General features: G+C 32.8%; 11 protein-coding genes and 1 riboswitch. Of the genes, 4 read left to right on the top strand and 7 right to left on the bottom strand.

Translation table 11 applies throughout. The features are described 5' to 3' along the window. Nucleotides 1–10: 10 nt before the first annotated feature. The 3 genes from ACNQGB_RS06200 to ACNQGB_RS06190 all read right to left on the bottom strand — a co-directional run bounded on the left by ACNQGB_RS06200 (nt 11) and on the right by ACNQGB_RS06190 (nt 3,976). The gene (locus ACNQGB_RS06200; protein WP_417947338.1) at nt 11–463 is read right to left on the bottom strand and encodes an OsmC family protein; all 453 of its coding nucleotides are present in this window, start codon (nt 461–463) and stop codon (nt 11–13) included. A gap of 115 nt (nt 464–578) precedes the next feature. After that, nucleotides 579–2,993: a bifunctional aspartate kinase/homoserine dehydrogenase I gene (gene thrA / locus ACNQGB_RS06195; RefSeq protein WP_472777083.1), complete on the bottom strand. Its 2,415-nt coding sequence runs from the start codon at nt 2,991–2,993 to the stop codon at nt 579–581. A gap of 20 nt (nt 2,994–3,013) precedes the next feature. After that, nucleotides 3,014–3,976 (bottom strand): alpha/beta fold hydrolase, encoded by a 963-nt coding sequence (locus ACNQGB_RS06190; RefSeq protein WP_417946660.1) that lies wholly within the window; start codon nt 3,974–3,976, stop codon nt 3,014–3,016. Between the two features lie 77 nt (nt 3,977–4,053). Continuing rightward, nucleotides 4,054–4,161: riboswitch (SAM riboswitch) on the bottom strand. Nucleotides 4,162–5,214: 1,053 nt separating this feature from the next. Between ACNQGB_RS06190 and metK the strand changes: the two genes are divergently transcribed. Then, nucleotides 5,215–6,465, top strand: coding sequence for a methionine adenosyltransferase (gene metK, locus ACNQGB_RS06185; RefSeq protein WP_417946662.1), 1,251 nt, complete (start codon nt 5,215–5,217; stop codon nt 6,463–6,465). 437 nt (nt 6,466–6,902) lie between these two features. On the opposite strand, the gene ACNQGB_RS06180 is transcribed toward metK, so the two are convergent. Then, nucleotides 6,903–7,835, bottom strand: a complete 933-nt coding sequence (locus ACNQGB_RS06180) for a carboxypeptidase-like regulatory domain-containing protein (RefSeq protein ID WP_417946664.1) — start codon at nt 7,833–7,835, stop codon at nt 6,903–6,905. Between the two features lie 343 nt (nt 7,836–8,178). Between ACNQGB_RS06180 and ACNQGB_RS06175 the strand changes: the two genes are divergently transcribed. Then, nucleotides 8,179–8,307, top strand: coding sequence for a hypothetical protein (locus ACNQGB_RS06175; RefSeq protein ID WP_417946665.1), 129 nt, complete (start codon nt 8,179–8,181; stop codon nt 8,305–8,307). A 62-nt stretch (nt 8,308–8,369) separates the two neighbouring features. Here ACNQGB_RS06175 and ACNQGB_RS06170 read toward each other — a convergent pair whose 3' ends face one another. The 3 genes from ACNQGB_RS06170 to ACNQGB_RS06160 form a co-directional block, all read right to left on the bottom strand. Further along, a complete protein-coding gene (locus tag ACNQGB_RS06170) occupies nt 8,370–11,120 on the bottom strand; it encodes a carboxypeptidase regulatory-like domain-containing protein (protein ID WP_417946667.1) in 2,751 nt (916 codons plus the stop codon). Nucleotides 11,121–11,153: 33 nt separating this feature from the next. Beyond that, nucleotides 11,154–12,062, bottom strand: a complete 909-nt coding sequence (locus tag ACNQGB_RS06165; protein WP_417946668.1) for a GLPGLI family protein — start codon at nt 12,060–12,062, stop codon at nt 11,154–11,156. Nucleotides 12,063–12,155: 93 nt separating this feature from the next. Further along, nucleotides 12,156–12,986: a GLPGLI family protein gene (locus tag ACNQGB_RS06160; protein ID WP_417946670.1), complete on the bottom strand. Its 831-nt coding sequence runs from the start codon at nt 12,984–12,986 to the stop codon at nt 12,156–12,158. 116 nt (nt 12,987–13,102) lie between these two features. Here ACNQGB_RS06160 and ACNQGB_RS06155 point away from each other — a divergent pair, with 116 nt between their 5' ends. After that, complete coding sequence (locus ACNQGB_RS06155; RefSeq protein WP_417946671.1) at nt 13,103–14,629, top strand: sensor histidine kinase; 1,527 nt, start codon at nt 13,103–13,105, stop codon at nt 14,627–14,629. Continuing rightward, on the top strand, nt 14,616–15,302 hold the full coding sequence (locus ACNQGB_RS06150; protein ID WP_417946673.1) for a response regulator transcription factor: 687 nt from the start codon (nt 14,616–14,618) through the stop codon (nt 15,300–15,302). Before ACNQGB_RS06155 ends, ACNQGB_RS06150 begins: the two co-directional genes overlap by 14 nt. Nucleotides 15,303–15,306 lie beyond the last annotated feature (4 nt).

Here is a 15,306-nt window from a genome sequence, read left to right as displayed (position 1 = left end):
AATTGTTTCATTAACTATTACTGGTTCCCCCTTCGGGGGTTAGGGGGCTTCCGTTCAAAACTACTTTGTAATGTATGGTTGCTGTTGGTTCTAATGTTTTGGAAACCGAACAATATTTTTCAAAAGAAAGTTGTGCGGCTTTTGCGGCTTTATCTTCCTTAATTTCACCTTCTAAATAAAACACCACATGGATATTTTTAAAAGGTTTTGCTTCTCCAACTTGTACGCGCTCTCCCTCAACCTCAGCTTTGAAAGACGTGATTTCTTGACGTTGCTTTTTCAAAATCGAAATCATATCAATGGCGCTACACCCCGCAACTCCCATCAATACTAATTCCATCGGACTGGCGCCCATATCATTTCCTCCATACTCAGGACGGCTGTCTACGTTTACTAGATGCCCTCTTTCGTTTTTTAATTCGAAATGGAAATTGTCGTTTACTCTGTTTAATGTTATTTTCATTGTTATCTTTTTTGAACGCTGATGACGCGGATTTTCAAACGCGGATTCAACGGATTTTTATTTTAAAACTAATTACTGAAATCTGTTCACTAAAAACTGAACACTGAATACTCTTTTACCCCTTATCCGACAACCTCAGAATATCACCAAAAACACCTCTTGCTGTTACTGCTGATCCTGCGCCAGCTCCTTGAATTACAATTGGTCGGTCTCCGTACGATTCAGTGTAAATTTCGAAGAAAGAATCCGAACCTTTCAATCCGCCCAAAGCCGTATCTGATGGCACCGAAACTAATTTCACTTCTAGATTTCCTTTGTCATTTTGCAAATCACCTGATAATTCGCCTATGTAACGCAAGACGTGATTGGGCTTTTGATCGGCTTTTATTTTTGCATAAATAGGATCAAACTCCGTCAATTTATTCAAAAACTCTCCCACATCTCCACTACGCAAATGTTCTGGAATTAAATTTTGAATCGCAATTTCTTCAAACTCATTTTGCAAGTCTAGTTCTCTAGCCAAAATCAATAATTTTCGTCCTACATCATTTCCGCATAAATCCTCTCTTGGATCTGGCTCGGTATAGCCGTTATCGATGGCTTCTTTCAAAATTTCGCTAAACGGCGCATCTTTGGCCGAAAAATTATTGAACAAATAACTCAATGTTCCCGAGAAAACGCCTTTAATCTTTGTGATATTTTCGCCAGAAAGGTGCAACAATTTAATGGTATCAATCAACGGCAAACCTGCTCCAACATTGGTTTCATAAAGATACGTCTTTTGGTTTTCTGCCAGAACTTTTCGCAATTTTTTATAAAAACTATAACTCAACGTATTGGCTACTTTGTTTGACGAAATCAAATCGAAACTGTTTTCAACTAACGAAATGTAATTCGTAACAAAATCTGCGCTTGCAGTGTTATCAATGGCGATTAAATTCTCTAAATGATGCTCATTTGCGTAAGCAATTACATCATCAATAGTATACGAGAATCCGTTGGTTTGAATCTCGTTTTTCCAGTTGGGTGTCACGCCGTTTTTATTCAAGAGCACGTTACTTGAATTAGCAATAGCAAATACATTCAATTTGATGTCTTTTCTTTTTTCGATGGCTGCAGCCGATTCTAAAATTTGATTAATCAAAGTACCACCCACCAAACCGTGACCAAAAACAGCAATATTTATTTTCTTGGCTACGCCAAAAATCTCCCCGTGAATCACATTCAAGGCTTTGTGCAATTGTGATTTTTTAACAACCAAACTCACATTCTTACCCGTCACCGTATTGTTGAAAAGAATCGGAACTATTTTATTTTTAATTAAAGCGGTATAAGGTTTGTGAAACGTGCTTAAATCCTGCCCGATAATGGAGATGACAGCCACATCATCAGCGACGGTTATTTTATTTACATCTTTCGAATAGAAATCATTTTCGAATTCCTTTTCCAATTCAATCATGGCTGTAGTAGCTTTGTCAGCAGCCACAATCAAACCTATTCCGCGCTCTGATGAACCCTGCGAAATGATACTCACACTGATATTATTGTCGCCCATTACTCTAAAAATTCGAGCATCGACGCCTGTTTTACCCAGCAAACCTCTTCCTTCTAGATTTACCAAAGCCACATTTTCAAGAACCGAAAGCGTTTTAATTCCTTCCTTGTTAGAATTGGAAGTAATTAAAGTCCCTTTGTTTTCATGATTGAAAGTATTTAAAATTCGAAGCGGAATGTTTTTTTCTAATAACGGAATGATGGTTTTGGCATGCAGAATTGTGGCACCAAAATTAGCAATCTCATTCGCCTCATTAAACGATAGATGGTCAATTTTCTTAGCATCTACAACTAAATCTGGATTGGCAGTATAAATTCCGTCTACATGCGTGTAATTTTGTAATTCGTCGGCATTTAAATAATTCGCAATCAACGAAGCGGTGTAATTACTTCCGTTTCTTCCTAGAGTTGTAGCATCATTATTGGTCGTAGAACCTATAAAACCCGTGATTACATTGACCGTGTTTTCAGAATTTTGCTTAAAAAAAGCAATTACATTTTTTTTTGAAAGTTGTTCTAAGGGTTGTGCATCACCAAATTTAGCATCGGTTTTTATCAATTCACGCGTATCGGTAAAACGAGCTTCGATTCCTTTTCCTATGAGGATGGCCGTCAGTAATTTTGCCGAAAGCAATTCGCCTTTGGACAAAATTTGGTCTTTGATTTTTTTACTGTAATCGCCAATTAGACTTACGCCCTCGAACAATTTTTCTAAAATAATAAACTCCTCAGACAAATCAACAGCTTCATAAACATCTTGCTGGTAGGTTTTAAATTCTTCAAAAAGTGGTTTGTAACTTCCATTTTCAGAAGCAAGAGTTAAAATTTGCTCCAACTCATCCGTTGCATTGCCACGTGCCGAAACTACAATTGCAATTTTTTCGCCTTGATTTATTTTGTCTGTTATTATGGCAACCACCTTATTTAATCCGTCACCATTTGATAACGATTTACCTCCAAATTTTAATATTTTCATTGTGTTGTGTGTTTGTAGCTTTAGAAAATATCCTTAAGCAAATTGTGTAATTGTTTGTATTCTATCAAAAAAGCATCGTGTCCGTGAATGGAAACAATCTCTTGATAACTGACTTTTTTATTCTGTTTTTGTACTATTTCAAAAGTGGCTTTGTTTTCACTTGCTGTAAAAAACAAATCCGAATTGATGGCTATGATGTGAATTTCTGCTTCAACAGTTTCGATTGTATTTTCAAACGAAGACCTATTGCGAGTAATATCAATTGTTTTCAGTAATTGATTCATCATTTTGTAGGAAGCCAATTGAAAACGCTGCTGCAATTTTTCGCCATGATGCAACAACCAACTTTCAACATTAAAAATAGCTAACTCCTCATTAGTGGTTCGCTGAAATTTTGCTGCAAATGATTCTGGAGTTCTATAACACAACATCGCGTGTGTGCGGGCATCCTGAATGGGTTTAGATGAATTATTCAGAATTTGTTCTTGCAAAAAACAATTGGCAATAAGCCAATCGGTTGCTTTCCAATCGGTAGCTATTGGAATTAATATTTGGGTTATTGTTGGTTCTAATGCAACCATTTCCCAAGCAATTCCGCCACCTACAGAACCTCCAATAATGGCGTAGAGTTTTGCAACATCGAGCAATTGAATGCCTTTTATAAAAATTCTAGCAATGTCTCTTGCTGTAAAGTCAAGATAATTTTCAATTACAGCGCCATCAAATCCATTTCCAGGAACATTAAAAGCAAGTACGGTATATTTTATAGTATCAATAGTTTTGTTCACACCAATTAAATCATTCCACCAACCGTTATCGCCCACAACCTGTGAATTTCCGGTTAGCGCATGATTGACCAAAACGATGGGAGCAGTATGTAATGGCAACCCAAAAACTTGATAACTTAAGTTTAGAGCATCATAAATTGCACCTGACTCCGTGGTGAAATTGTATAATGTAATTGTTGTTGGTTTATTTTCCAATTTCAAATCTGTTATAATTAGGACTTGTGTTTGGAAATATTAGAAAGAAAGCTAGGTAGTAACTAGACAAATTCTTAGTGTTATCTTTCCACGATGAGCGTGGTAGAATGCAGCACCTTCTTCGATAAATCGAAGGGTTGCTAAGGCTTCATCGGGTCTAATCCCTCTGCCTTTCTTTATAACATTTCAATACAGTTGTGAACTTTATGTGTGCAAATTAAATACTAATTTAGTTAGCAAGCAAATTTTTATAAGCAATCTATTTTTTCTTATCCATTTAGAAAAAGAGATTTGTTTGTATTTTCTCCATTGTTATTTTGACGAGGCACCAGCTAACAAAACCATTTCACACCCCGCCAAAACAACAACATTAAAACTATTGCAAACCTCAACTTTAACAATAATAAATCAAGATTCTCTGCAAAAAAGCACCTCATTTTGATACGAATACCTTGCGACAAATAATAAACTACATGACACAATTCATTTTAATACATCCATTTTTTAATTTCAATCCTGAATGAATTAGTGTATCGAAAATATCCATACAACTTACTTTACATTTTAAAATCAAAAGTTCTAAAAGAGAAAAACCCTTTTAGAGGCTAATCCAAAAGGGCATTCAAGTTATCCTATAACTTATACTTTTGGGATTAGCAGTCCAAAATCAATAAAATGGCACCAGAACAAAATAATTTTTTGTCAAAATATGTTCTTGTGATTTCAAATATTTGGTAATGCATATTTGTTTTAAATTTATGGTATTCTGAAATTTTGTTCAAAAAAAAACTTCCCTTTTTAGTGGGAAGTTATTGCTTTATAATTTTATTGAAATTATACAATATAACACCCAGAGGAGAACTCCTCTTCATCTTTATACATATTGCACATATTCATTTTCATGTTTCATTGATTTGATTATCAAATATCTAAATTAGTTTTTAAAAAAACAAACCCCTTTTTAAAATAAATTCAAAAAAGATTTTTGAATTCACTATTCTAAAAAAGATTTAACTACAAAAAAAAATGAAGTTTAATTTGCAATTCAAAATGGTTTCATACCTTTGCACCCGAATATTAGAGGAAAAATTTGAACTGATTGCAACCTCTTCATAATGATACTGATTCATTATGAGTACTGATCTATTTTCAGTAGAAAAAAATGCTAAAGCAGAAACGCTCCTTTAGTCCTTTTCAGCAATTATTTTTTCTCGCTTAATTTTAAAACAAAAGTACTTATGGCCTATTTATTTACGTCAGAATCTGTAAGCGAAGGACATCCAGACAAAATTGCAGATCAAATTTCAGACGCATTAATTGATAATTTTTTGGCATTTGATGCCGATTCTAAAGTAGCATGTGAAACTTTAGTGACAACAGGTCAAGTGATATTGGCAGGTGAAGTAAAATCAAATACCTATTTAGATGTACAACAAATCGCTCGTGATGTAATCAGAAAAATTGGTTATACCAAAAGCGAATATATGTTTGAAGCCAATTCTTGCGGTATTCTTTCAGCTATTCACGAACAATCTGCTGATATTAACCAAGGTGTTGATAGGGCAAATCCAGAAGAGCAAGGTGCTGGAGATCAAGGTATGATGTTTGGTTATGCTACTAATGAAACTGAAAATTACATGCCATTGGCACTTGATTTGTCTCATAAATTATTACAAGAATTAGCGATTTTAAGACGTGAAAATAACGAAATTACGTATTTACGTCCTGATGCTAAATCTCAAGTAACTTTAGAATATAGCGATGATAACAAACCTACGCGTATTGATGCGATTGTAATTTCAACACAGCACGATGATTTTGATGAAGAAGCAACAATGCTTGCTAAAATCAAAAAAGATATCGTTGAAATTTTGATCCCGAGAATTATTGCTAAAAATCCAACACACGCTCATTTATTTAATGATACCATTCAATACCATATTAACCCAACGGGGAAATTCGTAATTGGAGGGCCGCACGGGGATACAGGTTTGACTGGAAGAAAAATTATTGTAGATACGTACGGTGGAAAAGGAGCTCACGGTGGTGGCGCGTTTTCTGGTAAAGATCCAAGTAAAGTAGATAGAAGTGCCGCTTATGCAACACGTCATATTGCTAAAAACTTAGTGGCAGCTGGTGTTGCCGATGAGATTTTAGTACAAGTTTCGTACGCTATTGGTGTGGCTAAACCAATGGGTATTTTTATTGATACCTACGGAACTTCAAAAGTAAATTTGAAAAACGGTGAAATTGCTAAAAAAGTAGAAGCTATTTTTGATATGCGTCCGTACTTTATTGAGCAACGTTTAAAATTAAGAAACCCAATCTATAGCGAAACTGCTGCTTACGGGCACATGGGACGTACTCCAGAAACGGTTACTAAAACATTTTCTGCTCCAGGTGGAAACGAAAAAACCGTTACCGTTGAATTGTTTACTTGGGAAAAACTAGATTTTGTAGACCAAGTAAAAACTGCTTTTGGGTTGTAAAAAGTATCTTTATATTTAAAATGCCATTTCGATAAATTTTCGAAATGGCATTTTTTATTTTGGATTAATTAATTCTTCTTATAAAATCTAAACTAATTTCTTTATTTAAATTACTCATAACAAAAAAATACTTTAATCTTGTTACGTGCAATATATTGGATATGAATTATACTATTTTGACGCAGAAAATTTGATTCAATCACAATAATTTTTTCAAAAAAAATCGTTCGTGCTTTTCAATATCGAAATTACAAAATGTTTAGTTGACAAAGTAAGTACATAATAATTTAATGTCATCTGTCAACTGCATACTACCAAAAAGAAATACTCTATTTTCAATTTTAGTCTTTATGAAATTACACTGTTTTGTCTCTAGTGTACACACGACAATTTTATAAGATACAAAATAATCAAGTCCTGTTTAACTTTATTAAAACTCATCTTGGCGATTTTACTTTAATTTTGAAACTAACATCACAACCTATAATATTATTTGTCAAATATTTCAATTTATCATTAGTCCACTCGTAAGGGTATTTATTACCTTTTATCCATAAAGGTGTTTGAGAGTTAGAGACACTCTCAGAAAAAGTGAATAAATCCGAGACAGACTTATAGACGTTATTAACATCATTGCTTGCGGTTAAATTGTCTATTTCATCTCTCTCGACAACAATTAAGCTAACACAAACACCATTTTTAGCAAATGGAATTCTATACTTCTCTAAGTTAAAATATCTTCTAAAAAAATTACCTTTTGTCTCACCCACAACATTAACAACTTCAATAAGATCACCTGGTGTATTAGTTAAAACATTGTATTCATAGAAATTAAATATAAAATGAATTAAAGCGGTTTGCTTATAGCTATTATGTTTTGTCTCAAAATTGACCGAAATGTCTTTTAGAAACCCTTCCTTTCCTAAATTATTATTGATTAAAACACACTCACTGTGTTTTAAAAGATTGCGGTTGAATGTAGATGCCTCTTTTACTGGTAATGCTATAACTGAATATGATAATTTTTTATCATACACAGTTACTGAATCTAGTTCAAATGGTAGTGGTAATAACGCAATATTTACTTTATAATCTTTATTCTCATTATATTTAGATAGGTCAATTGACATCGTTTGATATCCTAAATAAGAAACAGTCATTAGCTCATTTTCTTTATTTAACTTATAATGAAATAATCCCTGATCATTACTTGAAAACACAGTTTTAGATTTAATTAAATTAAAATTGACCTGACCAATGGGTCTATCATTAAGAGAATCTCGAACCACTCCAGAAATTGTTTGTGAAAAAACAATACCGGTACAACAAAAAACAACAACTGTTACTAATACAAGTTTTATAATTTTCATATTTTATTTATAATATTCGAGTCAAATTTGACTATCGCATAGATCTAATTTTTCTATCTACATGAGACTCCTGTCGCAATTGGATAAGATTTATAAAAAAATACAACGGAAGTTATCTCATGTGTAGTCATATAAAGTTCTCCCGCATAAAATTAGTATGTTGGTTGTGCTTTAGCCGGAGTTAACAGAAAAATACCTATCCCAAAAAATGCAACTACAGTCAATAATTTAATCTTTTTCATTTTTATTTGTATTTTGAAACATACTCTTTTATTTTTCGGCATAAAAGAGAGAATCTTAAACGGCCGTAAGAATAATTTTATATTGCAAACATATAAAAAAAATGAATTACAAAATATGCTACGAAAGTTTCCATTACAGATGGCTTATAAATTATTATGGAAATGGAAAAAATACAATTCATCCACAACTAGATTTTGTAGACCAAGTAAAAACTGCTTTTAGGTTGTAATTCAATATAGACTTAAAATAAAAAAGGGGATTTTGTTCAGTCAAAATCCCCTTTTAATTTGGCTATATATTGTACTTTAAAATAAAGGTCACAAAACGCGGTAAAATAATAGTTTCATTCGCATTAAAACCATTTACACTAAACGAGTTGTTTAATCTTGATCTCGTATTTAAAAGGTTATTTGCCTGTATTCTATACTCGAATTTCGAGTCCTTTTTGATATAATTTAAGCTTGCCGTCATGATTTCAAAATCGTTTGTTAACCCAGAAGTTTCATTTTTAAAGCGATTAAATGAATAATCCCAATTGACATTTAATCCATTCAAAAAATAGTAGTTCAGCTTAACCGTTGGCGTTTGCGTAGTAAACTTGTTTGACGCTTGCTCTGAAAAATTAATTCGGTAGCCTAAATCAATATTTGGATATTTTTTAAATTGCGTTGCAAATGCTAGGTTGTAACTATGATTTACGTTTTCGATTCCTTGAATAAACTCCTGCGTAGCACCATTGGCAACTCTTCGGTTTAAAACAAAGTTTTTATTCCATCCAGCATTTATACCGCCTGTTACTTTATAATACTTCTTGAAACTCTTGCTATAAAACAAATTCCCATTTAAATTTTCATTTTCTGCGTCTAAATTCAAACGGTCAGAGGTAGAATAAATACTTTGAAAAGATATCCCATTCACTACTGGATCTTTTGTGGTTGTGTACGAAATATTTCCAAAAATGGTAGTGAAATTATACAAATTATACTTCGAATAATTCAATCTATGGCTGGTAACTAGTGAGTTTTGCAGTTGAGAATTTCCTCTTGCAATACTGTTGAAATTAGTAAAAATAAACCCTTCGACTAAAGAGTTTATATCATTAAACCCATTACGAACATTAAAATTATAGGTTATGTTTTCTGATTTTTTTAAATCCCAACGGGCAAACATATCAGGAAGAAATCTACTGAAATTCAATTGATACCGAGTACCAAATTGCTGATTGTTGGTGTTGTATTGATGGATCGAAAACCCAGGATTAAAGGTAAACTTACCAACTATGAACTTGTAATGAAGTCCTAAAAAAACATCATTAAAAGCGTAGCGAGCATCATTGTTATAGGCTGCTTGTTCTACTGGATTAACTGATTTATCCTCCAAAATTTGCAACAGACTTGAATTATAAGTTTGAAATGCATTAGAATTTCCTGCCGTTACATTCAGTATACTTTTGTTAGAGATTTGGTAATAATAATCAGCTTTAGCATCTACTTTATTCGTTTTTACAAATCGAGACTGCTCAATCTTTAAACTGTTTTCATTTACAAAAACAGCACTTGGATCATTTGGATCTTGCGAGCTATTGTTTTGATATGGATTAACCGATAATTGCGGATTGTAAAAGGGATCTTCATCCTCGTATTGATGCTGCACTTCAATTACCCAAGTATTTTTGGGGTTTTGCGTATAAAATAAATTCAAACTTTGATTGAATGAAACTGGAGCTTGATTTTGAAATGCAATAACCGTGTTTGAGCTGTTAAAAGAATTTCCATTAGCAAAAGAACTAAAATTACTTTGACTGTTATCAACATCCTGCTGATCGTTTTTTCTAAAGAAAACATCGTAATCCAGCTGAAAATTATCATTAGCTTTATACTTTGAACCTACCTTAGAGATAAAAGCATTATTTCTAGAATCGGTGCTATTTTTTCTATTTTCGAGCGTTGCAATATTTGTTGTATTGGGTTCAAAAATACCACGATCAGAGTTCGTAATCGACTGATTAAATGTAGAGGAATAGGCAGCAAAACCAGTCAACGTCCATTTTTTAGAAACAGAATGATTGATGTTTAAGGTTCCAAATTTATCGCTTGCCTTGGCCACATTATCGCCGCCAAAAAGCCCAAAGAAATTCCGATTCAAATTTAAAGTAGTTCCGCTTCTGCCTATAGTATTTCTGGCGCCTCCATTTATCCTGAAAAAATCAGCTGAAGTCAAAGAAACCTCACCAATATTATTCAAATTTACTATGGAGTTGATACTGGTTTTAGGGGAATAGTAAAACACTTTTGGATTAAAAATATAGCCTTTATCGTTTGCTAAACCGGCACTTACATCTCCAAACCAAAATTTATCTTTCCCTTTTTTGAGTTTGATATTAAGCGCAATATCATCATTATTATTTTCGAGCCCTTTCATTTGCGACACCTCATTGAAGTTTCGCAACACTTGCACTTTATCTACCGCATCCGAAGGAATATTTTTTGAACCCAGTTTAGTATCACCATCCATAAATGGTTTGCCATTGACAAATAATTTTGTTACTTTTTTACCTTCAACTTGTACTTGACCATCAGCCATAACTTCAAAACCTGGTAGTTTCTTAAAAACATCTTCTAGTTTTCGTTCTTCACCTGTTTTAAACGAATCTGTATTGTAAACAATGGTGTCGCCTTTTATAGAAACAGGCATTTCACGGACAATCTCAACACCATCTAACTCAATTCCACCAGATTCCATGGTGATGTTTTGCATCATGTTTTCAGCCTTAGTTACCACCGTGATTTCTTTATTTTGCATTCCAAGATAACTCAGCTTAATAACATAGGTAGAGTTGGGCTTTAAGTTCAAACTATATTTCCCTTTATCGGTAGTAATTGCATACGCATCCATGGCTTTGGTGGCTTGATTGACCGCCATAACATTGGCCATTTCTAAAGGTGCTTTGCTTATATCCTGAATTACTCCTTCAACTTTAATATTTTGTCCGTAAGAAATTGATCCCAACACAAGGGCAATAAACAGTAGAATTTTTTTCATTTGATACTTTTTGATTTTAAAATTAAAACTGTCTTATCCGCCTATTCGAAAGGTTCCCATATTATTACCACCACGTCCTTGATTCATTTCTCTCCACTCTTCCATTTTTTTTATGACAGCATCATCATACTCCTTTTGAGAAACTACTTTCCCTTTTGTTAATGCTTTAATTTCTATTTTTTCCTTTGGATTCAAGACAATTTTAGAGCACAAAATTGTGGTTTTCCCATCGTTAACTTCTAGAATTAATCCAGGCAAACCCCAATATCCTTCTGGTCCTTGACTAACCGGAATTTCAGGAGTATACCAAGCAGTAATTGTAACTTCTTTGGGAAGTTCTATGGCATCCATAAAGTTGGTTTTCTTATCCGAAGCCGATTTATCATCCGCTTTTTCAGCACCCTCTTTTTTAGCTTCTTCTTTTTTAGGTCGGAAATTTCTAAAATCAGTCATACTTGCCGCCTTAATAGCTGTAGCCTTGTAACAAGTATATCCACCTATAACTCTCGTTTCCGCTTCCATTTTCCATTTTAGACTTGGCAAAGAATCTTTAACTAAAAACTCTTTTCCCATAAAATCTTTATCAACGGTATAGTTTTTCTCTTTTACATTCTTATAATAAGTACCGCCGCCGCCACTCATCGCATTCATCATACGCATTCCACCGCCAGCTTGTGCTGTAGCCTCTAACTTTTCTTCTTCTTTGTAAATTGATGCCGATTTATTAAAATTTAGAATAAATGTTTTTTCAAACATTTTTTTCATACGCTCTTCAATCATTTTTTGCATATCTGGAGTCATATTTTTGTTGCCCTCCATTCGCGATTTAAAATCCGCTGTGCTAGTTTTTGACTCGTACACCGCCATACCTTGAAATTCTTGAGCATGAAGCCCCATAAATGATGCTAGAGCTAATACTAATGTGAAAATTAATTTTTGCATTTTGATGGTTTTTAATAGATAAGAGTGAAAATTACTATTTTTGTTACAAAGATTTAAAACATATCCGTTAAGACTCAAAAAATTATAAATAGTTTAATCTTCTTGACTTTGCAATTGAATCACACCATCATCGTCTTTTATCGTTTCTAATAGTTTTTCTACTAAAATATCATACTCTTTTTTTAAAATGAATTTTCCTTTTGTTGGAATTTTGACAATTGTCTTTTTTAACGGATTTAAAATTAATTTTGAACACGACCATAACGCACCATCATCATTAACCTCTAAAATCAATCCGGGCAGCCCTTGATATTTTTCTGGACCATGATTCACTAAAATAGCAGGCGCATACCAAGCAATGATAATTCGGTCTTTTGGCGGTTCTAATGTTAATAAACTGATACTCTTTAAACTATTTTTTAATCTTTGATCTTCATAATCTGCAAGGTCTTTTTCTGCAACTTTTACAACAGAAATTGCTTTGTAGCATACATAGTCTCCTATTTTTTTTGTGCTGTTTTCCAGTGTCCAATTGTACCTTGATAAGCTATCTCTAACCAAATATTTCTTGGAGTCCCACTCGTTCTCAACCTCTTCAATCAATACCTTTTTAGATACGTTTGAATACAACTTATCAACTGCAGCGTTAGCGGAACCGTTTTTCATCGTAACTTTTTGAAATTCTTGATAAATTGCTTCTGTTTGATTAAAGCGTAGTTCAAAAGTTTTTTCAAAACTCTTATTAATTTTTTGCATCATATTTTCATTCAAATTCTCAGAACCATTTGAGGTCTGAAAAGTAACCTTCCCAGCCATATCTTTTTTGTATTCATAATATACAATGCCTTGAAAATCTTGAGAAAATATTGCTGTCGAAAATGCTAAACTCGCGACAAGCACAACTAAATTAAATCGTTTTTTCATAGTGTTTTTTTTTATTAGTATGCAAATCAAACACTATTATTCATGTTAAATGGTTAATGAAAGTTAACGTTTGTTAACCATATTTATATTGATTAATAAGTCCCTATTTTTGTGAAATGAAAAACATAAAAACCAATTTAGTAGTCAGTTTTATAACTGTTGTAATAGTTATTACAATTGCCATTCAATTATTTTGGAATATAAAAAACTACGACGAAAACAAGCGAAGACTTGTTAATGACGTGCAAGTAGCTTTTGATAAAAGTGTTGCTAATTATTATGAATTGGGCATTAAAGATGATTATGTGATCTTTATAAATCAAGATGTTAACCTAAGTGAATCTGATTTTTTTGATCAATTAATTAAAAGTGACGCTTTTAAGAAAGAAATCTCGAAATACAAAAAGAAGCCAACAAGCAAGAAAAGCAATTCGGCTCCGAGCCTTTTTGTAAGTTACGATGTTACTCCGGATTCTCTTGTACTAACACATAATGAATTGATAAAAAAAGAGATACAATCTCGTATAAAAACTAAAGATAAAAACCTAAAAACAAGAACACTTAAGGGCATTAAAGCTTTTGACAGTATTGCTAACCTTAAAAACAAAAAAAATACTATTTCTTTTGCAACTGTTCGAGATTCTATCGATTTTCTGTTGGTAAGCCAATCATTCGATAATAAACTTAAAGATAAGAATATTAATCTTTCCTATAAAATAGAACACTACCGCTCAAACGCTATTTTTGATCATTACAAAAATGATAGTAATTCTATTTTACCTTTAAAAATAAAATCGAACTCAAAATACCTGCCTAAAAACGAAGAACTCGTTGTACGCTTTTCAAATCCAAAATATGTACTGTTTAAATACAGTTTAGCGGGAATACTGCTATCACTAATTCTCTCATTATCTGTTATCAGCTGCCTACTATATTTAGTTCATATCATAAGGAAACAGAAAAAAATTGACTCCATTAAAAATGATTTAATCAGTAATATAACTCATGAATTTAAAACACCAATAACCACTGCTTCTGCCGCATTAGAAGGAATAAAGTTCTTTAACAATGAAAAGGACGTTGATAAAACAAACCGCTACGTTGAGATATCACAAGGTCAATTAAAAAAACTTGAAATATTAGTCGAGAAGTTTTTAGAAACCGCTTACCTAGAAGATGGACAATTACAATTAGAAAAACAAAGAGAAAACATTGTACCACTATTGTACGAGCTAGTTGATACTTTTGCAAAGTCAAATCCTAACAAAATTTTCACTTTCGAAACCAACCTTGATCACATCTTACTTGATATTGATCTCTTTCATTTTGAAAATGCTATTTCTAATCTAATTGATAACGCCGTTAAACATGGAGGTGGTTCGATAAAATTTAATCTACATATAAACCACGATGAATTAAAAATAAGAGTTAGCGATAATGGAAATGGCATTGCAAAGAAAAATCTCTCTTTTATTTTCGACAAATTTTTCAGAGAATCCCAAGGGAATATCCACACTGTAAAAGGCTTTGGCATAGGTCTTTTCTATACAAAAAAAATCATAGAAAAACATGGTGGCAATATTCAAGTTGAAAGCAGTCCTGAATTAACCACTTTTACCATCTATTTAAATGACCCCAAATAAAATAACTGCCATATTAGCTGAAGATGAAGAAACGCTAGCTCAAATTATAAAAGAAAGTCTTGAAACAAGGAATTTTAAGGTTTTTAATTGTAATAACGGACAAGAAGCGATAAACACTTTTTATGAGCTTAAACCGGATATAATGATTCTAGACGTTATGATGCCTATTAAAGATGGCTTTTCCGTTGCTGCAGAAATTCGAAAAACAGATAAGCATATTCCAATTATTTTTCTTACCGCAAAATCGCAAACACAAGACGTAATTGAGGGTTTCAATAGTGGAGGGAATGATTATCTCAAAAAACCATTTAGCATGGAGGAATTGATCATCAGAATACAAGCTTTGTTACACAGAAATGAATTTCTACAAGAAGAAACAATTCTTAAAATTGGAAAGTACAGTTTTAGTAGGGTAAAACAGGAATTAGTTTTACAAAATACTGTACAAAAACTAACCAATCGCGAGTCTGAACTTTTATATTGCTTGTTTCAAAACAAAAACCGTATTATCGAACGTTCTATTATTTTGAATCTTTTATGGGGGAACGAAGATTTTTTCACCACTCGTAGCATGGATGTTTTTATAACCAAATTGAGAAAAAAATTAGATCAAGACGACTCAATAGAAATTATAAATGTTCGGAACCAAGGGTACAAACTGCTTTGCCCATAACAAC

Source organism: Flavobacterium frigidum, assembly GCF_048286795.2.
Note: the sequence above shows the minus strand (reverse complement) of the source record. Positions and strands in the feature narration are given on the sequence as shown.